17 protein-coding genes are annotated in these 19,090 nt (G+C 59.0%); 10 read left to right on the forward strand and 7 right to left on the reverse strand.

The window, feature by feature from the left end:
- Positions 1-76: 76 nt before the first annotated feature.
- The 3 genes from JQ848_RS12815 (at position 77) to JQ848_RS12825 (ending at position 4,267) form a co-directional block, all read left to right on the forward strand.
- Complete coding sequence (locus JQ848_RS12815) at positions 77-967, forward strand: LysR family transcriptional regulator (protein WP_003445970.1); 891 nt, start codon at positions 77-79, stop codon at positions 965-967.
- 183 nt (positions 968-1,150) lie between these two features.
- Positions 1,151-2,584: an MFS transporter gene (locus JQ848_RS12820; protein WP_202210800.1), complete on the forward strand. Its 1,434-nt coding sequence runs from the start codon at positions 1,151-1,153 to the stop codon at positions 2,582-2,584.
- The gene (locus tag JQ848_RS12825; protein WP_003445976.1) at positions 2,585-4,267 is read left to right on the forward strand and encodes an amidohydrolase; all 1,683 of its coding nucleotides are present in this window, start codon (positions 2,585-2,587) and stop codon (positions 4,265-4,267) included.
- Positions 4,268-4,781: 514 nt separating this feature from the next.
- Here JQ848_RS12825 and JQ848_RS12830 read toward each other — a convergent pair.
- Positions 4,782-6,056 (reverse strand): glucarate dehydratase family protein, encoded by a 1,275-nt coding sequence (locus JQ848_RS12830; RefSeq protein ID WP_202210801.1) that lies wholly within the window; start codon positions 6,054-6,056, stop codon positions 4,782-4,784.
- Entirely contained in the window at positions 6,053-7,438 is a 1,386-nt protein-coding gene (locus tag JQ848_RS12835) for an MFS transporter (RefSeq protein ID WP_003445984.1), read from the reverse strand. Before JQ848_RS12835 ends, JQ848_RS12830 begins: the two co-directional genes overlap by 4 nt.
- A gap of 106 nt (positions 7,439-7,544) precedes the next feature.
- Between JQ848_RS12835 and JQ848_RS12840 the strand changes: the two genes are divergently transcribed.
- Together JQ848_RS12840 and JQ848_RS12845 are read left to right on the forward strand one after the other, a co-directional pair.
- Positions 7,545-8,447 (forward strand): LysR family transcriptional regulator, encoded by a 903-nt coding sequence (locus JQ848_RS12840; RefSeq protein WP_202210802.1) that lies wholly within the window; start codon positions 7,545-7,547, stop codon positions 8,445-8,447.
- Positions 8,448-8,587: 140 nt separating this feature from the next.
- Positions 8,588-9,727 (forward strand): lactonase family protein, encoded by a 1,140-nt coding sequence (locus tag JQ848_RS12845; protein WP_202210803.1) that lies wholly within the window; start codon positions 8,588-8,590, stop codon positions 9,725-9,727.
- 21 nt (positions 9,728-9,748) lie between these two features.
- Here JQ848_RS12845 and JQ848_RS12850 read toward each other — a convergent pair whose 3' ends face one another.
- Together JQ848_RS12850 and JQ848_RS12855 are read right to left on the reverse strand one after the other, a co-directional pair.
- The gene (locus tag JQ848_RS12850; RefSeq protein ID WP_202210804.1) at positions 9,749-11,044 is read right to left on the reverse strand and encodes a GGDEF/EAL domain-containing response regulator; all 1,296 of its coding nucleotides are present in this window, start codon (positions 11,042-11,044) and stop codon (positions 9,749-9,751) included.
- 118 nt (positions 11,045-11,162) lie between these two features.
- A complete protein-coding gene (locus JQ848_RS12855) occupies positions 11,163-11,567 on the reverse strand; it encodes a helix-turn-helix domain-containing protein (RefSeq protein ID WP_003445988.1) in 405 nt (134 codons plus the stop codon).
- Positions 11,568-11,647: 80 nt separating this feature from the next.
- Between JQ848_RS12855 and JQ848_RS12860 the strand changes: the two genes are divergently transcribed.
- Positions 11,648-12,142: a DUF2938 domain-containing protein gene (locus tag JQ848_RS12860; RefSeq protein WP_160627800.1), complete on the forward strand. Its 495-nt coding sequence runs from the start codon at positions 11,648-11,650 to the stop codon at positions 12,140-12,142.
- 586 nt (positions 12,143-12,728) lie between these two features.
- Here JQ848_RS12860 and umuC read toward each other — a convergent pair.
- The 3 genes from umuC to JQ848_RS12875 all read right to left on the reverse strand — a co-directional run bounded on the left by umuC (position 12,729) and on the right by JQ848_RS12875 (position 14,986).
- Positions 12,729-14,003, reverse strand: a complete 1,275-nt coding sequence (gene umuC, locus JQ848_RS12865; protein ID WP_003446002.1) for a translesion error-prone DNA polymerase V subunit UmuC — start codon at positions 14,001-14,003, stop codon at positions 12,729-12,731.
- On the reverse strand, positions 13,993-14,421 hold the full coding sequence (locus JQ848_RS12870; protein ID WP_003446004.1) for a LexA family protein: 429 nt from the start codon (positions 14,419-14,421) through the stop codon (positions 13,993-13,995). The genes umuC and JQ848_RS12870 overlap by 11 nt, the downstream gene beginning before the upstream one ends.
- 301 nt (positions 14,422-14,722) lie before the next feature.
- Entirely contained in the window at positions 14,723-14,986 is a 264-nt protein-coding gene (locus JQ848_RS12875) for a hypothetical protein (RefSeq protein ID WP_160627804.1), read from the reverse strand.
- A gap of 302 nt (positions 14,987-15,288) precedes the next feature.
- Here JQ848_RS12875 and JQ848_RS12880 point away from each other — a divergent pair, with 302 nt between their 5' ends.
- The 4 genes from JQ848_RS12880 to JQ848_RS12895 all read left to right on the forward strand — a co-directional run bounded on the left by JQ848_RS12880 (position 15,289) and on the right by JQ848_RS12895 (position 18,988).
- Positions 15,289-16,080 carry an ABC transporter permease gene (locus tag JQ848_RS12880; RefSeq protein ID WP_100917183.1) on the forward strand — a complete coding sequence of 264 codons (792 nt, stop codon included), beginning with the start codon at positions 15,289-15,291 and terminating at the stop codon, positions 16,078-16,080.
- Between the two features lie 69 nt (positions 16,081-16,149).
- Positions 16,150-16,746 carry an ABC transporter ATP-binding protein gene (locus JQ848_RS12885; RefSeq protein ID WP_235972469.1) on the forward strand — a complete coding sequence of 199 codons (597 nt, stop codon included), beginning with the start codon at positions 16,150-16,152 and terminating at the stop codon, positions 16,744-16,746.
- 54 nt (positions 16,747-16,800) lie between these two features.
- The gene (locus JQ848_RS12890; RefSeq protein ID WP_003446009.1) at positions 16,801-17,907 is read left to right on the forward strand and encodes a KpsE/RkpR family capsule polysaccharide export protein; all 1,107 of its coding nucleotides are present in this window, start codon (positions 16,801-16,803) and stop codon (positions 17,905-17,907) included.
- Positions 17,900-18,988, forward strand: a complete 1,089-nt coding sequence (locus JQ848_RS12895) for a polysaccharide biosynthesis/export family protein (protein ID WP_037001841.1) — start codon at positions 17,900-17,902, stop codon at positions 18,986-18,988. Before JQ848_RS12890 ends, JQ848_RS12895 begins: the two co-directional genes overlap by 8 nt.
- Positions 18,989-19,090: the final 102 nt, after the last annotated feature.

A 19,090-nucleotide genomic window follows, 5' to 3' on the forward strand; every position in this document is an offset into this window, starting at 1 on the left:
CGCCATCGATAAGTATCTAATACAAAGTTAATCAACTACGATAACCAAAAATTATCGTAAGCCGAGGCCAATCCCCATGGATCTCAAGCAACTGCGTTACTTTGTAGCTGTGGCCGAAGAGCTGCATTTTGGCCGAGCCGCCGCCCGCCTGTTTATCTCCCAGCCAGCCCTGAGCTTCGACATCAAAAAGCTCGAAAGCCAGCTCGACATTCAGTTGCTCAACCGCAACAACAAGTCAGTGAGTCTGACCAATGCCGGTCAGGTGCTGCTCGACGAAGCCCGCTACCTGCTGCTGCGGGCCGAACAGGCCAGGCACCTGACCCGGCGCTCGGCCCAGGGTTTTGTCGGGCGCCTGAGTGTCGGCTTCGTCAACTCGATCCTGCATCGCGGCCTGCCACAGGCGGTCAGGATTTTCGAGCAGCAGCACCCCGACACCGAAATCGTATTGATGGAAATGAACAGTGCCGAGCAGGTCCAGGCCTTGCAGCGCGGGCAGATCGATATCGGCTTCGTGCACCGCAGCAAATTCCCCGAAAGCATCTGCTGCGAGCCGGTGCTGCGCGAGCCGTTCCTGTGCTGCCTCCCCGACTCGCACCGGCTGGCGGGTCAGGAGCGAATCGATCTGCAGGACCTTGCGGACGAAGATTTCATTCTGTTCCCGCGCAACGTGTCTCCCCACTATCACGACCTGATCATTGCCCACTGCGTGGCCGCCGGTTTCAGTCCGCGAATCCGCCATGAAACCCGGCTCTGGCAAACCGTGGTGTCTATGGTGGCCTACAACCTGGGCGTGGCGCTGGTACCCCAGACCCTGGCTGCAACCTGGAAACAGGGGGTGCACTATTGCCAAATCAACGGCAGCGGCGCGCACTCCGAAATTCATGCCATTCGCCAGGCCACGTTGCCCTCGGCGGCGGCACAAAGCCTGCTGGAGCTGTTCAAGGCCCAGCAACAGAACTGCCGCTAAAGCCTTTCGACGATACGAAATCACGTATCAAACAATAAAATTTAATCATTATTTTTTTCAATTCTGCCTGTATAGGCTCCAGCCATCAGACCTCCTCGCCCGCCTGGAGGCTGATGTGCCGTGCAAGCCTCTCCAGGTGTTCGGGAGAGGACATAGACCAATAATAATGAGCAGGAAAAAACTATGAATGCCACCCAGGAAGTTGCCGCCCACAAAAGAGCCCGCAAGGCCGGAGTGGCCTCGTTCATCGGTACGACCATCGAGTGGTATGACTTTTATGCCTACGGCATTGCCGCTGCTCTGGTGTTCGGCAAAGTGTTCTTTCCCGCCGACCTGAACCCCGGCACCGCCACCATGCTGTCGTTTCTTACTTTGTGGGCCGGGTTTATCGCGCGCCCCATAGGCGGCATTATCTTCGGTCACCTGGGTGACAAGATCGGGCGCAAGACCACCCTGGTCATCACCCTGGTGATGATGGGCGTGGCCACCACCTGCATCGGCCTGTTGCCCACCTATCTGCAAATTGGTATCTGGGCCCCGATCGCACTGGTGGTGCTGCGGGTCATTCAGGGAATCGCGGTGGGTGGCGAATGGGGCGGTGCCATTCTGATAGCCAGCGAGAATGCGCCCAAGGGCAAGGGCATCCTGTATGCCGCTTTCGCCCAGCAGGGGTCCCCCGCCGGCAACCTGCTGGCGACCATCGTGTTCTTCGCCCTCAGCGCCCTGCCGGTCTCGGACTTCATGCTCTGGGGCTGGCGCATTCCGTTCCTGCTCTCCGCAGCACTGGTGATCGTCGGCATGGTGATTCGTCTCAAGCTCGAAGAGTCGGATGACATGAAGCGCCTGATGGAACAAAAGAAGACCGTCAAACTGCCCGTTGTGGCCGTGCTGCGCGACCACTGGCGGATTGTGCTGCTGTGTGCCGGCGTCCTGCCGATCATCCATGTCACTTACTTCAAGAGTACCTTTGCCCTGTCCTGGGCCACCAAGGAACTGGGCTACGCCCAAAGCACCTTTCTCAGCGTGATCATCATTTCTCTGGTGGTGCAGTTCCTGGTCCAGCCGTTCGGCGCGGTGCTGGTGTCAAAGATCGACATGCGCAAGGCCGTGGCCTTTATGGTGATCCCGGAGCTGTTGCTGATGCCGGCGATGTTCCTCGCGGTGGAAACCAAAATCTACTGGATCGCCGTGCTCGGCATGTGCCTGGCGACCATTCCCCATTCGATGTTTTACGGTGCAGTGGGCGGCATCCTGGCCCGGGCCTTCCCGACCAAGGTGCGCTACAGCGGACTGTCGGTCTCCTATCAACTGTGCTCATTGCTGGTGGGCGGTGCGACCCCGGTGCTGGCCCAGGGCATTCTCAACTCCACCGGCAGCATCATAGGCGTGGCGATTGCCTCGGCCTGCTACGTCCTGGTTTCGCTGGTGTGCATGCTGATGCTGCTCAAGCGTATTGGCCATACGGCCTCAGAACTGTCGACGGCCGAGCAGGCCGATGCCGATGAACTGGCACTTGATAGCGGCCCGGCACCCCGGTCGCAGCCGCGTACGGCGACAGACACCGGGGCAAAAAATGTCCTGACACCCATCGCAGCCACCCATACACCGGGGATTTGAATGAACGCCAACTATCTGCTTGCAGTGCTCGCCACGCTGACCGTCAACGCCAGCGCCGATCCGGCCAAAGTCGACGCCCAGGTGGTCTATACCAATGCCAATGTACTGACCGTGGACAAGGACAACAGTACGGCCCGGGCCGTTGCGGTGCGCGACGGGAAAATCCTCGCGGTGGGCGAGTCCGACGCCCTCGCCCGCTACATCGGGCCCGACACCCGGGTGGTGGATCTGCACGGCAAGACCATGATCCCCGGGATCTATGATGCCCACAGTCATTTTGCCAGTTCGAAAATCACCGGGACCTTTGTCGCCGACCTCAACAGCCCGCCCATCGGCGATGTGCGCAACATCGAAGATATCGTCGCGCGCCTCAAGGCCCAGCAGGCCAAGGTCGGCCCCGGGGACTGGATCAGCGGCGCCGGCTATGACGACACCCTGCTGGCCGAAAAGCGCCACCCGACCCGTGCCGATCTCGACCGGGTGTCCAGCACCCGGCCGATTTACATCACCCATGTCTCGGGGCATCTCACGGTCGCCAACAGTGCCGCTCTGGCCCTGGCCGGCATCACCGCCAGTACCCCCAACCCGCCGGGCGGGGTGATCCGCAAGGATGCCGACGGCCAGCCCAATGGCGTGCTGGAAGAGTCGGCCCTGGCCCTGGTGGGCAAACTGCGCCCGGCCCTGACCGAGCCCCTGCAACGGGAAGGCATCCGTCTTGCCGGCCAGTGGTATGCCGCCCACGGCGTGACCACCGCCAATCACGGCGCCGGCACCACCCCGGCACTGCTGAAAATGCTTGAAGATGCGGTGCAGGCCAAAGAATTGCCTATCCGGGTGATGACCTGGAGCAGCCTGGAAACCATGGACGCGGTGGACCAAGTTGCGCTGCCCAGCGGCATGATCAAGGTCGGCGGAGTCAAGGAGTTTTCGGACGGTTCAATTCAAGGCTATACAGGCTACCTGAGCGAGCATTACCACACCCCGTTCAATAACGACCTGACCTACCGCGGCTTCCCCCGTTTCAGCCGTGAGGAGCTGGCAGCCCGGGTGCTGGCCGTGCACAAATCCGGGCGCCAGATGATGATCCATGCCAATGGCGATGCGGCGATCGACGATGTGCTTTATGCCTATCGCAAGGCCCAGGAAACCTACCCGAGGGAGGATGCTCGGCAAGTGATCATCCACTCGCAGATGATGCGCGAAGATCAGCTCGACGAGGTCAAGCGACTCAATATAATTCCTTCGTTCTTCGTGCTGCACACCTACTACTGGGGCGACCGCCATCGCGATATATTCATCGGCAAGGACCGCGCGGAGCGCATCAGCCCCGCCCGTTCCGCCCAGGACAGAGGCCTGCGCTACACCATCCATACCGATACCCCCATCGTGCCGATGGAGCCGATGCGCCTGATCTGGTCGGCGGTGAACCGGGTGACCACCGGCGGCAAGGTGCTGGGTGCCGCGCAGCGTGTACCGGTGGCCGATGCCCTGCGCGCCACCACAATCAACGCGGCCCGGCAGAACTTCGAAGAGCAGGAGCGCGGCTCGATTGAGGTCGGCAAATACGCAGACCTGGTGGTCCTGTCGGACGACATTGCGACAGTCGACCCGATGAACATCAAGGACATCAAAGTGCTGGAAACCATCGTCGAGGGTAAATCCGTGTACCAGGCTCACGACTGATATTACTGGCCGCTCCCACCAAGCCCGGGCGTTGCACACAACCTGGACTACCTCGCGGTGGCATCACTGCATCGCTGGCAAGCCAGCTCCCACAAAGCCTGGGCGTTGCACACAACCTGGATTACCCCGCGGTGGCCTCACCGCCATCGCTGGCAAGCCAGCTCCCACAGGTACCGGGGAGCTGCATCACTCCACCCTTTGTGGGAGCCGGGCTTGCCCACGATGGCAGCACCGCGGTCCGGCAGTCATGTCGAATTGTCTGCATCGCTGGCAAGCCAGCTCCCACAATGCCCGGGCGTTGCGCCCAACCTGGATTACCTCGCGATGGCCTAACCGCCATCGCTGGCAAGCCAGCTCCCACAGGTACCGGGGAGCCGCATCACTCCACCCTTTGTGGGAGCCGGGCTTGCCCACGATGGCAGCACCGCGGTCCGGCAGTCATGTCGAATTGTCTGCATCGCTGGCAAGCCAGCTCCCACAAAGCCCGGGCGTTGCACACAACCTGTAGGAGCGATCAAAAGCGCGGTTTGACTGCCTTCCACTCAGGCTTGTAACGCTGCATCTGCTTCACGTCATCGCGCTGGCGAATGCCGCAGCTGAGGAACTGGTCATGCAATCTGGCCAATTGCCCGTAGTCCAGTTCCAGCCCCAGACCCGGAGCCCGCGTGACTTTCACGCAACCGTCGACAATCGGCACTTTGCCACCCTTGATCACCTCTTCGTCCGGCTCCTGCCAGGGGTAATGGGTGTCGCAGGCATAGTCCAGGTTAGGCACCGAGGCCGCGACATGGGCCATGGCCATCAGGCTGATGCCCAAATGCGAGTTGGAGTGCATGGACACGCCCAGACCAAAGGTCTGGCACATTTTGGCCAGCACCTGGGTGTCACGCAGCCCGCCCCAGTAATGGTGGTCGGCCAGCACAATCTGTGTGCTGTTGAGGGCCACGCTGCGGCGGAACTCATCGAAGTCGGTGACCACCATGTTGGTTGCCAGTGGCAAGCCGGTGCGCCGGTGCAATTCGGCCATGCCCTCCAGACCCGGGGTCGGGTCTTCGTAATACTGCAGATCGTCACCCAGCAATTGCGCCATGCGAATGGCCGTTGGTAACGACCAGTTGCCATTCGGGTCGATGCGCAGCGGATAGCCGGGAAAAGCTTTTTTCAGCGCCTTGATGCACGCCACTTCCTGCTCCGGGGGCAGTGTCCCGGCCTTGAGCTTGATGCTTTTGAAGCCGTAGTCCTCAATCATGCGCCGGGCCTGGGCGACGATTTGTGCTTCGTTCAGTGCCTCGCCCCAAGCGTCGGCCTTGTAGGGTGAATCAATATGCTTGGCGTATTTGAAGAACAGGTAGGCACTGAAGGGAATCTCATCGCGCACCGCGCCGCCGAGCAGGTCCACCAGCGGCACCTTCAGGTAATGCGCCTGCAGGTCAAGAAACGCCACTTCAAAGGCCGAATAGGCGTTGCTCACCGCTTTGCTGGCATGGGAGCCGGGGGCCAGTTCCGCACCCGCCATGCTCCGCGGTTTATTGGCCGCCACTGTGGCCTGCACAATGGCCCGCAACTGATTGAGATTGAACGGATCGAGACCTATGAGTTGCTCCTGCAACTGCTGCTGGATGGCCAGTGCCGGAGCATCGCCGTAGCTCTCGCCCAGGCCAATGTAGCCATTGTCGCTCTCGATCTCGATGATCGAGCGCAGGGCAAAGGGTTCATGAATGCCGCTGGCATTGAGCAGCGGCGGATCCCGGAAAGCGATGGGGGTGACAGTGACGCGTTGGATTTTCAAGAAGCGGCTCCTGCTGGATCAGTTTTCAAAGGGTTATGCCGGGATGGGGTAATGGCTGCGCAGGCCTCGGGCTGGCTGGCAAGGGACTGATTGCGCGGGGTCATACGGACAAAAAAGATCACCGCTGCCGCCACCAGTGAGGTGGCCGCCAACCCGTACAGGCCGCCTTCGATAGAGCCGGTGCTCTGCTCCAGAAAACCGAACGCGGTGGGCGCCACAAACCCGCCCAGATTGCCGATGGAGTTGATCAGGGCAATTACCGCGGCAGCGATGCGCGCATCGAGGTAGCCCTGTGGAATCGGCCAGAACAAAGCCGAGGCGGCCTTGAAGCCAATGGCCGCAAAACAGATGGCAACGAAGGCGAATACCGGCCCGCCGATGGTGGACATGAACATGCCCAGCGCCGCGATTACCAGAGTCAGCGCCACCCAGGCCTGCTGGTGTTTCCATTTGCTGGCCAAAGCCGCGAAGCCGTACATCGCGACGATGGAAATCAGCCACGGAATCGAGTTGAACAGCCCGACTTGAAAGTCGCCGAAGCTGCCCATCTTTTTGATCATGCTCGGCAGCCAGAACGTCGCGCCATAGATGGTCAGGGCAATCGAGAAATAGATAAAACAGAACAGCGCGATCTGTTTGTCGGCCAGCAATTTGAACATCGACGGCCTGACCGTCTGCACGCTTTCCCGGGCCTGCTGCTCCAGTGCGATGGCCCCCAGCAATGCAGCCTTCTCTTCTTCGCTCAGCCATTTCGCCTGGCGCGGATGCGACTGCAGCCAGAACCAGACGAAGGCACAGAGCACGATCGAGGCAAAGCCTTCAATCAGGAACATCCATTGCCAGCCATGCAGGCTCATGCCGCTGACATTGAGCAGCGCCCCGGACACCGGCCCCGAGATCACCGAAGCAATGGCCGAGCCGCTGAGAAAGATCGCCATGGCCTTGCCGCGTTCGGTCGACGGCAGCCATTGGGTGAAGTAGTAAATGATCCCGGGAAAGAACCCCGCTTCAGCGGCGCCGAGAATAAAGCGCAATACATAGAAACTGGTTTCGCCGCGCACAAAGGCCATCGCCATTGCCGCTGCGCCCCAGGTAAACATGATGCGTGTCAGCCAGGCGCGGGCGCCATAGCGTTGCAGCAGCAGGTTGGAGGGCACTTCGAATATCGCGTAACCAATAAAGAACAGCCCGGCCCCCAGGCCATAGGCGGCAGCGCCAATGCCCAGGTCGGTTTCCAGGTGGCTGCGGACAAAACCGATATTGACCCGGTCGATGTAGTTGACGATGAACATCACCACAAACAGGGGCAGGACATGACGCTTGACCTTGGCCGCGGCGCGGGCAAGCACCGTGGGGTCTGGCAGACTCTGGAGGGTATTCAAGGGGGACTCCCGATCATTGTTTTTTTAGGGACAGGGCGATCATGGACGCGGACATTGTTCCCGGTCTAATCTAACTTGGCACTGGATTGATACCGGAATTAGATCAATGTTCGAACTGACCCAACTGCGTTGCTTCACCACGGTGGCCACCGAGCTCAACTTCCGGCGTGCCGCCGAGCGGCTGAATATGACCCAGCCGCCCCTCAGCCGACAGATTCAACTGCTGGAGCATCACCTGGGAGTCGAACTGTTCACCCGTACCACCCGCAGCGTCGCCCTGACCGCTGCCGGGCGGGCATTTTTCATCGAAGCCCAGAACTTGCTGGAACGCGCCCAACAAGTCGCGATCACCGCGCGGCGCTTCGCTGAAGGCGACATTGGCACGGTCAACATCAGTTTCGTCGGTAGCGCAGTGTATGAATTTTTGCCCAAGGTCATCGCCGAGGCCCGGCTCAAGCAGCCCCAGGTCAAAATTGATCTGTCAGAGATGAACACCTATCAGCAACATGAAGCGTTACGCGCGTGGCGCATCGACCTTGGCATCGCCCGCGCGCCCCTGCTGGAGCCCGGCTACGCCACTGAATGCCTGGTACGCGAGCCGTTCGTGCTGGCGGTGCCCGGCAGCCACCCACTGGCCAGCGCTGCAAGCGTGAATGTCAAAGACCTCGATTCACAGCCCTTCCTGATGTACTCCCATGCCGCCTACCCGCCCTTCAACGAACTGCTGACCGGCACCCTGCGCTCTGCCCGCGTGACCCCGCAGTACGTGCAGTGGCTGGGCTCGTCACTGACCATTCTGGCGCTGGTCAATGCGGCGATGGGCCTGGCCCTGGTGCCGCGTTGCGCCTCCAGCGTGGCGTTCAAGAATGTGGTGTTTCGCGATATCGATCTGGGCGAAGGGGTGCAGAGCGAACTGCATCTGATCTGGCGCGAAAACAATGACAACCCGGCATTCGCGATGTTGCTGGAAGGGATACGGCGGGCAGCACGGGACGGCTGGGGCCTGTAGGCATTGAGGGACAAGACGCTACCGGCGATGCACCCTGACGGGCACCGCAAGCACCCATAAACTGATTGACAGGACAATGATAGCCACCTAACAATCCAGCAAAGAGGTACGACAACATACAACAATAAGGAAGCCTTCTGATGCTGCGAGCTACACCCCTGAAAACCTTGACTGGCGCCGTGCTTATGAGCCTGACTCAGCTGAGCTGGGCCAGTACCTATGTCTACGTGGCCAACGCCACCGATGGCACCCTGAGCAGTTATACGTTGACTGCACAGGGTCAACTGCAGCCCCTGGCCACCACCGAAGCCGGCCCGGGGGTGATGCCCCTGGCCCTGAGCCCCGATCACAGCAAGCTCTATGCGTCCATTCGCGGCAAACCCTATGCCATGGCCACCTTCGCCATCGATCCTGAAAACGGGGCGCTCAAGCACCTGAAGAACTCGACCGTGGCCGACAGCCTGGCCTATATCTCAACCGACAAGAACGGCCACTACCTGTTTGGCGCCTCGTACGGCGAGGATCTGGTCAGCGTCAATTTGATCAATGCCGACGGCATCGTGACCGATGACGTGCAGCAGGTGATCAAGACCGGGCCTAACGCCCATTCGATCATTGTCGATGGCACCAACCGTTTCGTGTACGCCGCCAATCTGGGCGCCGATCGCCTGCTGGAGTTCAAATTCGATGCCGCCAGCGGCAAACTCACGCCCCTGGGTCAGGTTCAGTTGCCTGAAGGCAGCGGTCCGCGTCATCCAGTGATTTCGGCAGACAACCGTTTCCTCTATTTGCTTAACGAAATGGCCGGCAGCGTCACCACCTTTGCCATCGACCCGAAAACCGGACGCCTCACCGAGCTCGGCGATGTCAGTGCAATACCGGCGGACTCCGGCCTGGTACGCGGTGTCGCCCGCCCGATGATCAAACCCGGCCAGCCGACCCCGCCGCCACTGGCGTCCAATCTGATCTGGGCCGCCGATATCAAGCTGACCCCGGACGCACGCCACCTCTACACCTCCGAGCGCACTGGCAGCACGGTCAGCGTGTTTGCCATCGACAGCAAGACGGGGCTGCCCGGCTTTGTGCAGAACATTAAAGTCGAGCAACAACCACGGGGCATTGCGCTAGATCCCTCGGGACAATGGTTGCTGGTGAGCGGGGAGAAAAGCCCGCAGATCGGGGTGTACGCCATTAACCCTGAAGACGGCACCCTCTCGCGCCACGCCACTGCACCTTCGGGCAAGGGCGCGAACTGGGTGCAGGTGGTGAGCTACCCCTGATATTGCCCGGGCAGCGAGCCTTCAGATAAAGCTGCGGGGTTCACGCAACAAGGGTTCCAGTTCTCTTGCGGGTAACGGCCGGCAAAACAGGAACCCTTGCAGCTGGTCGCAACCGTTGTCGCTCAAAAACGCCAGCTGATCGCGGGTTTCCACGCCTTCGGCGATGACTTTCATATCAAGACTGCGGGCCAGTTCAATGATGGTGCGGGCAATCGCTGCATCCTGCGGGTTGCGGGTGATTTCGCGGATATAGGAGATGTCAATTTTCAGCTTGTCGATGGGAAAACGCACCAGCGAAGCCAGGCTCGAATAGCCCGTGCCAAAGTCATCGATGGAGATGTTGATCCCGATTTCCTTGAGTTTTAACAAGCTGGCGATGGTGCGCGGCGTATTCACCATCAGCGAGCTCTCGGTGAGCTCGACTTCCAGCCATTTGGCGTCAACCCGGTGCGCGCCGAGGGACTGCTGAATGTCATGGATCAGGTCGCCCTCGAGCAACTGCTGAGCCGATACGTTCACCGCCACCGGCACCACATCCAGACCGGCGCGCTGCCAGTTGGCAATTTGCCGGCAGACCGTGTCGATGACCCACTGCCCGACCTCTGAGATCAGCCCCAGGCTCTCAAGCACGGGAACAAAAACCCCCGGCGAGATAGTCACCAGCCCCGGTCGGTACCAGCGCAATAGCGCCTCCACCCCGCAAATCTGACCGTCAGCCAGACCGATTTTGGGTTGGTAAACCAAATCCAGAGCCTGCTTGCGCACCGCGTCGCGCAATGCCGCTTGCATCTGCTGCTGCTCGATATCCAGCGCTGTGAAATGCTCGATCGCACTGGTGCGGTTGATCTCGGTACTGGCCTTGTGGCTCAGACCGGACCCGGAGGAGTCTCGTTCAACATGCCGTTCCAGCACAGGGTCAACCCGAAAGTCGCCAAATGCCTTGAGCCTTAACTGGTTACGCACCCGCACCCACAGTTCGGTATTGGACACCGGCTTGCTGAGGAAGTCCTCGGCCCCGGCCTCCAGGCCAGAGATGCGGGCACTTTGATCCCCGGGCTCGGAGAGCATGATGATCGGGATATTGGCGGTCAAACTGTTGCTCTTGAGCTGGCGGGCAACTTCATAACCATCCATGCCCGGCATTTTGATATCCAGCAGGATCAGATCCGGTATGTGTTGTTGTGCGACAGTCAGCGCTTCTGCGCCGCAGCTGGAGGTAAGCGTGTAATAACCCTGATTGAGCAACAGGGTGTCGAGCAAGGTGCGCATCTGGACTTCATCGTCAACGATCAACAGTGTGGCGGGCACAGTGGACATGTAAAGCCCTCAAGGGAAGAGGCTGTTTCTACCTCGCGGACTGCCTTGTCCATCGTTGAGAATCGCCGGTTAGAGAATGAGTAAAGCACCCTTGAGGGCATTACTCCACGGGCTCATCTCAATGTTTTGATCCTCCCCTGGCGGCAGTCTCCAGCAGCTGCTGAAAGCTCGGGCACTCCACATGACTGGCCGCAGGGCAGACCGCTGCACGCCTCAGTTCATCCCGTGCGGCACTGAGCCGGACAATCACCTGCTCCAGCTCATCAGCCTTTGCCAACAGCTGCGCGCGATCAAGCGCCGGCCTGCCATCGGCGCTGACCATATGTGCGATGTCATCCAGTGAAAAAGTCAGTGACTGGGCAAGCGCGATCAATGACAGTTTTTCCAGCACATCCGCGCAAAACACCCGGCTCAAGCCCCGTCGTCCTATGGAGCGGATCAGCCCTTTCTCTTCGTAGTAGCGCAAAGTCGATGCCGCGACACCCGAACGCCTTACCACCTCTCCAATGACCAGCTCTTTCATGCTTGACCTCAAGTCGGCTTGAACTTGCACACTTGTCAATTCAAGCAATCAGAAGACACGACAGGCAAGGGATAATTGAAATGACCATGGTTGAAATCATTATTAACGCAGCCGCCCTGGGTATAGGCGCGACCCTGTTCATGGACCTTGTGGCCGCGATCAAAACCCGCGCCTTCAAGATCCCGTCCCTCGACTACCGGCTCGTCGGCCGCTGGCTGGGGCATATGCTGCAGGGGCAATTCCGTCACACCTCGATTGCAGCCGCCGCCCCAATGCGCAATGAACGCCTTGCTGGCTGGGTTTTTCACTACCTGACCGGCATCATTTTCGCCGCAGCACTGGTGGCCGTTGCCGGCAGCGCCTGGCTCCAACACCCGAGCCTGCTGCCCGCCCTGATTACCGGCGTCATCAGCGTCGCTGCGCCCTGGCTGATCATGCAACCCGCCTGGGGCATGGGCATTGCTGCTGCAAACACCCCCAAACCCTGGGTGGCGCGACAAAGAAGCCTGGTCACCCACCTGACCTTCGGCCTTGGGCTGTATATAACCGGCCTGGCCTTGGTCAAATACCTTTAAGACAGCAACCAACACCGATCACCTTTTGTGGGAGTCGGGCTTGCCCGCGATGGCTTCACCGCGGTCCGACAGGTATGCCGAGTTGCCTGCATCGCTGGCGAGCCAGCTCCCACAGATCACCCTTATGTGAGAGCCGGGCTTGCCCGCGATGGCTGCACCGCGGTCCGGCAGGCATGTTGAGTTGTCTGCATCGCTGGCGAGCCAGCTCCCACAGGTACCGGGGAGCCACACCATTCCACCCTTTGTGAGAGCCGGGCTTGCCCGCGATGGCTGCACCGCGGTCCGGCAGGGTATGCCGAGTTGTCTGCATCGCTGGCAAGCCAGCTCCCACAGGTACCGGGGAACCACACCATTCCACCCTTTGTGGGAGTCGGGCTTGCCCGCGATGGCTGCACTGCGGTCCGGCAGGTGTGTCGAGTTGTCTGCATCGCTGGCAAACCAGCTCCCACAGATACCGGGGAGCCGCACCACTCTACCCTTTGTGGGAGCCGGGCTTGCCCGCGATGGCTGCGCCGCGGTCCGGCAGGTATTTCGAGTTGTCTGCATCGCTGGCGAGCCAGCTCCAACAGATAGCGGGGAGCCGCACCTAGGACACCCGCCACAGCTGATCCAGTCGGGTGGTGTAGCCCTGACTCATCAACTCCCGGCGCATGCCCCAGGCTGGATTCACCGGCACGCTGGCAGCCCGTAGCGTGCCCCTGCCCCAACGCTGATTAATCGCATCCAGCACCGACATCACCCGGGTCGCCTCCGCCGGCTGATTAAGCGCAAACAAATCATCGGAGAACTCTCCCGGCTGGCGCAGGTCCAGCAACATCACTTCAGCCTTGCTGTACCTGAAACCCGGCTGAAACACGCTATCCACAGCATCAACCGCGGCCTTGGTCAGCAGCCGTACATCATCGGTCGGGTATGGCAATGTCACTACCACCCCCTTGGCATACTTGGCTTCGTCAGGGTTGAACATGCCCGTGCGAATACTTACCCGCACCTTGGTGCAATAGGAGTTCTGCGCACGGAGCTTTTCTGAAGCCCGCATCATATAAGTGGCCACCGCCTCTTTAATTGGCGCCACGCTGGTCAGACGCTTGCCAAACATGCGACTGCAGCAGATTTCCTGCCTGGGAGGATCAGGTTCGTCCAGCTCCAGGCACGGCGTGCCCGACAGCTCCCGGGCGGTTTTCTCGATTACCACACTGAACCTCTTGCGCAGCATCCACGGCTCAGCGCTGGCCAGGTCCATGGCCGTGCGAATCCCCATCCCCTGCAGATGAGCCGTCATCCGCCGCCCTACTCCCCACACCTCGCTCACCGCCGTATTACGCAATACCCAGTGCCGCTGATGCTCACCACACAGATTGACCACCCCGCCGGTTTGCTCCTGTAAGCGTTTGGCCGTGTGATTGGCCAGCTTGGCCAGGGTTTTGGTGTGCGCAATCCCGACCCCGACCGGGATCCCCGTGCACTGCAGGACACGGCTGCGCAACTGGCAACCCATGGCGCTGGCATCGGCAATACCGGTCAAATCGGCAAAACACTCATCGATGCTATAGACCTCCACCGCCGGCACCTGCGCCTCGATCAGGCTCATCACCCGCTCGCTCATGTCGCCATACAGCGCATAGTTCGACGAAAATGCCACGATACCCAGCTGCTCCAGCCGGTGCTTGATCTGAAAGTACGGCTCACCCATCTTGATGTGGGGTTTGGCGTCATAACTGCGGGCGATGACGCAGCCATCGTTATTGCTCAGCACCACAATCGGCACTTTCGCCAGATCCGGGCGAAACACCCGCTCGCAACTGGCATAAAAGCTGTTGCAATCGATCAGGGCGAACACCGGATCGCACTTAATGGCCATGGTTGCGCACGCTATAGGTGATCACGCCCCAGATCGAAAGGTCATCGCCTTCCATCACATAGCGATCCGGGTATCTGGGGTTCTCTGAACCCAGAATGACCCTCTTGCCCCGCAGGCACAGACGCTTGCAGACCGGATCATTATTGAGCAGCGCGACCACCACATGCCCGTGGGCAGGCTCGATGGAGCGGTCAACCACTGCCACATCCCCGGCAAAAATCCCGACGCCCTGCATGCTGTCGCCATCGATCGTCACCAGATAAACATGCGGAGCCCGCACGTTAAGCACTTCATCCAGCGAGATTTGCTTATCCATATGATCCGTCGCCGGTGACGGAAACCCGGCAGGAATCTTGAACGAGCACATCGGCAGGCGAATGCCACCTTCAGCAAGAGGACCCAAAACAGTGAAGCCCATGACACGCGCCCTTTAGTTAGCTGTATGTATATACAGTTAACTGTGTAGAGCGAATCCGGTCAATTGTTCAGGCCGAGATTTCGACGGATGGATCATGGCCACACCCCGGGCATCAGCCTTCAAGCAACGTAGTGGCCCGACTGAGATCGATTGCTGGGGGACCAACACAACACGGTTCCATGTACCGCAGACAGCAGTTGCGGGCTGTCATTTCCCCAAACGCAAAAATACCCGCGCAGACGGTCTATCCTCAGTAAGGAGCAAGGCGCAGGGGCCGTCGCAAGTTTGTAACTTTCGAGGGTTATACGGGTAGTACAGCAAAAGGAATCCAAAAATGATCTGGATCACCGTTATTTGCACTGTCGTCACCGTCACCCTCCTTGGCGCCCTGATAAATGCCTGGCGGATCCACCTCAATAAGAACGTGGAACTTCACTGACAGACGGGCACCCGTGAAAACTGCGACCGCAGTCATGCCGGCAGCCGAACTGTCTTTCGCTACACAGCAAAGCCTCAGCGCAAACCTGTTTTTCTCAAAACGGGCAATGACACCCAATAAATTCAAGAAAAAACAACTCGAATCCAGCCCCGGCTGTGGTTTTTGGATATTGCGCTGAACTCTTTATAATTTCTTGTGTCTCGAGAAATCACCCGCCGCTTTAATATGCGATTCACAATAATTTTAGGAGCTGTCCTGTATACAAAGGCGCTTCTTTATTGACGCTCATACTACGAAACGATTAATCTCCCTGCCCCCAGAACATGGAAGACTCTCGAATCCCGGCTTTACCGCGCGGGGTTCTGCATTTCCTGAAAATGAATTCCCCGGCGCATTCATTTGCGCGGCTCTGCATTGCGGTAAACATATTGAAGCCTCGATCCTCGCTCCAGATTCAAAAATCGGTGATCTTCGCCCTGGTGCTGCGCGAAGCCCGGGCACGTTTTGGCGTGCGACGCATGGGCGCCGTATGGACTCTCATCGAGCCCATATGCCACCTGCTTATCTTCAGTATTTTATTCGCGGTCATTCGTGGACGTACCGTCGCTGACGTTGAGTACCCGGTATTTGTCCTGGTCGCGATGGCTCCCTTCCTGCTCTACCGCAACACCGCCTTGCGCCTGATGGACAGCCTGCGGGAAAACCGCTCGCTGTTTGGCTACAAGCAAATCAAGCCTCTGGACACCTATGTCGCCCGGGTACTGGTGGAAACCTGCATCAGTGCCACGGTGTACGCGATTCTGGTATTTGCTTTCGCGTGGTACGGCTTCGACATGTCGGTGGCCAACCCGCTGATGTGGGTGACGACACTGGCCGTGGGCCTGTTGTTTGCGTTTAGCCTGGGCATGGTACTGGCATTGATCACCCATGCCCTGCCCAGCCTGAAGGTGGTCATTCGCATGGCCTTTTTCCCGCTGTATTTCATTTCCGGCGTATTGGTACCTGCTGCTTACCTGCCACAAGCGATGATGCCGGTGTTGCTGCTAAACCCTTTCCTGCACATTGTCGAGCTGATCCGCGCTGAGGTCTTGCCGCACTACACCCCTGTGGATGGCGTGTCGGAAGGTTACGTGATCTGCATCACGATAGTGCTGCTGTTTATTGCCATGGGTAGCTATCGCGCACGCCGCTTGCACCTGGTTTCCACGAAGAACGGATGAGTACAGGCCAACGTGTTCGAACTTAGAAACGTTACCAAATCCTACTTGACTCCGAAGGGACGTCGGTATGTGTTCCGCAACCTCTCGTTGTCGATTCCGCCAGGCAAGAATATCGGCCTTATCGGACGCAACGGTGCAGGCAAATCGACCCTGATGCGCCTGCTTGGCGGTGCCGATATCCCTGACTCCGGGTCCGTTGCTACAGACAGGAGTATTTCCTGGCCGGTAGGCTTGACGGGCGGTTTTCAAGGCAGCATGACCGGCCGGGAAAACATCAAGTTTGTCTGCCGCGTCTACGGCGCAATGGGCGACGACATGCGCGACAAGATCCGCTACGTTCAGGAATTTGCCGAAATCGGCGACTGGATCGACGAGCCCATCAAGACCTATTCCTCCGGAATGCGCTCTCGAGTGGCCTTTGGCCTGAGCATGGCCTTCGATTTTGATTACTACCTGATCGACGAAGTGATGTCCGTCGGCGATGCACAGTTCAAACGTAAATGTGCCGACGTATTCCAGGAAAAATTACAGCAGTCAAAAGTCGTGCTGGTGACCCACAACATGAATGAAGTTCAAAAAATCTGCGACATCGTACTGCTGGTTCGCAATGGCGAGATCCAGGTTTACGAAGACGTAGCCGAAGGCATCAAAGCCTACAACGCCTGACTTCATACTCTCTTTTATAAAGCAGAACCGTTCGACTTCAAGGATGCATCACATATGAGCAGCAAGGGTAAACTCAGACGCTGGCGCCTGGCTATCGGCCTGGTGATTTTGCCAATGGTACTGGCGGCCATTTACTACGGCATATTCGCCGCCGATCGCTATGTCAGCAGTGCACAGGTCGTCGTTCGTCAGGACGGTGGCAACCAGGCCGCCGCCATGCCTGGCCTGGCTACCCTGCTGACCGGAACCAACCCCGCGTCCAGGGAAGAGACGCTCTACCTGCGTGAATACATCGGGTCAATGGACATGATGTTGTTGCTCGAAGAGCGCCTGCACTGGATCGAGCAATATGCCGCCCAGCGCAGCGACATGTTCTTCTGGCTCAACAAGGACGCCTCGCGCGAAGACCTGCTCAGCTACTACCAGCGCATGGTAACCGCCCACTACGACGAAACCACCGGCCTGTTGCGGGTTGAAGTGCAAGCCTTTACCCCCGAGCTTTCGGAGCAAATGCTGCGCACCATACTTTCCGCCAGCGAGAACTTCGTAAACGAAGTCAGCCACAGCATTGCCCGCGAACAAATGACCTTCGCCAAAAGTGAGCTGGAAACCGCAAGGCTTCAATACGCCGATCGCAAAGCCGAACTGATCGACTTCCAGAACACCAACAAAGTGCTCGATGGCGCAAACACTGCACAAAGCCGTGCCACCATCATTTCCGACCTCGAAGCCCAGCACACCAAAGAACAGGCCGTGTTGACCGAGATGCAGTTCAAGTTGCGCGCCGATTCGCCGCAAGTGAAACAGCAGAAGCAAAGGGTTAGCGCCATCGCCCAGCAACTGGCCAAGGAAAAACGCCTGCTGGTGTCGTCAACGGACGGCTCCCAGCTGAACGTAGTCGCCTCAGCCTTCCAGCAACTGACACTGGATGCAGGCATCGCCGAAGCCAGCTACAAAACCGCAGTAGCTGCGCTCGACAATGCACGGATTGAAGCCAGCAAAAAGATCCGCACCCTGGTGACGGTCGTAAGCCCGAACACCCCGCAACAGGCACTGTACCCAGAGCGTCTGTATAACCTGGCAACTATCTTGCTCGGCCTACTGATGCTGTACGGCATTACTCGCTTCATCCTGGCTTCGATCGAGGATCACCGTGATTAAATCCCTTACTCTCTCCCACTCGTTCCACCTGAAACTGGCAACAGTGGCCCTGGCGATCCTCGGCCTCTCGGGCTGCAGTGGCGTGATATCCGGCGCTGGCCCTTACAAGGGTGCCATCGAGTCCGAGAACACGACCTACAATCTGGTGGAGATCAACGCCAACACCATCGCACCTTATATGCGTGGTGCCGTGCGCCCGATGCAAGCCAACATCGCAAAACCGCTCGCCCCCTCGGCGCGACTGATGCCCGGTGATGTCCTGAGCATCCTGATCACCGACAACGCACCGGAGGGCTCGGCGCTATTTGCCCCGCTGTCCACTGGCGGCACTCAGCTTAAAACACGCATCAACGACCAGGGCACGATTTCACTGCCCTATGTAGGCCAGCCTTTTGTGGCAGGCCTGACCCTCACCCAAGTTGAGGCATTGATCGTCAAGCAGCTCAAAGGCATGACCACCGACGTGCAAACCCACGTCGAACTGGTTGGCGACCTGTCAGGCTCGGTACTGGTTGCGGGCGCAGTCAAGTCCCCGGGGCGCTTCAGCACCCTGCAAGGGCCTTTGACCTTGCTCGATGCCGTCAACCAGGCGGGCGGACCGGTAATGGAACCGCATCTGGTCAACGTTACCGTGCGTACCGGTAGCCAGGTTCAACAGTTCAATTACGAAGACATTCTGGCCGGCAACAACATGGTGCTGCGCCCGAACTCGGAAGTCATACTCGAACGCGCCCGTCAGCGCTTCGTGGCCATGGGCGCCGTGGCTGAGCCAGGACTGAAAGATCTGCCAGCGCAAAATACCAGCTTGCTGGATGCCCTGAGCAGTGTCGGCGGATTGAAAGAAGGCAGTGCCAACCCTGAAGGCGTATTTATATTCCGCATGGGCGAAGGCAAACAGGCCAAACCTACCGTTCTGCGCCTCGACATGCGCGACCCGGCAGCGATCTTCTATGCTCGTCAGGTCGTGATCAAGCCGGATGACACCATCTATGTCACCAACTCGGCAGTGCATGAATGGCAAAAAATCATCAGCCCTGTTGTGCAGACGATGATGCTGGGCCGAGTAACAGGTATTCAGTAAACGGAAAAATACTGCCGTTAAACAAAAACGCCAAGACCCTAGGTCTTGGCGTTTTTGTTTGGAGAAATCCATTACAGCCCTGAAAAGGTATGGCGATGCCGT

The organism is Pseudomonas paraversuta (assembly GCF_904067025.1).
Taxonomy (GTDB): Bacteria; Pseudomonadota; Gammaproteobacteria; order Pseudomonadales; family Pseudomonadaceae; genus Aquipseudomonas; species Aquipseudomonas paraversuta.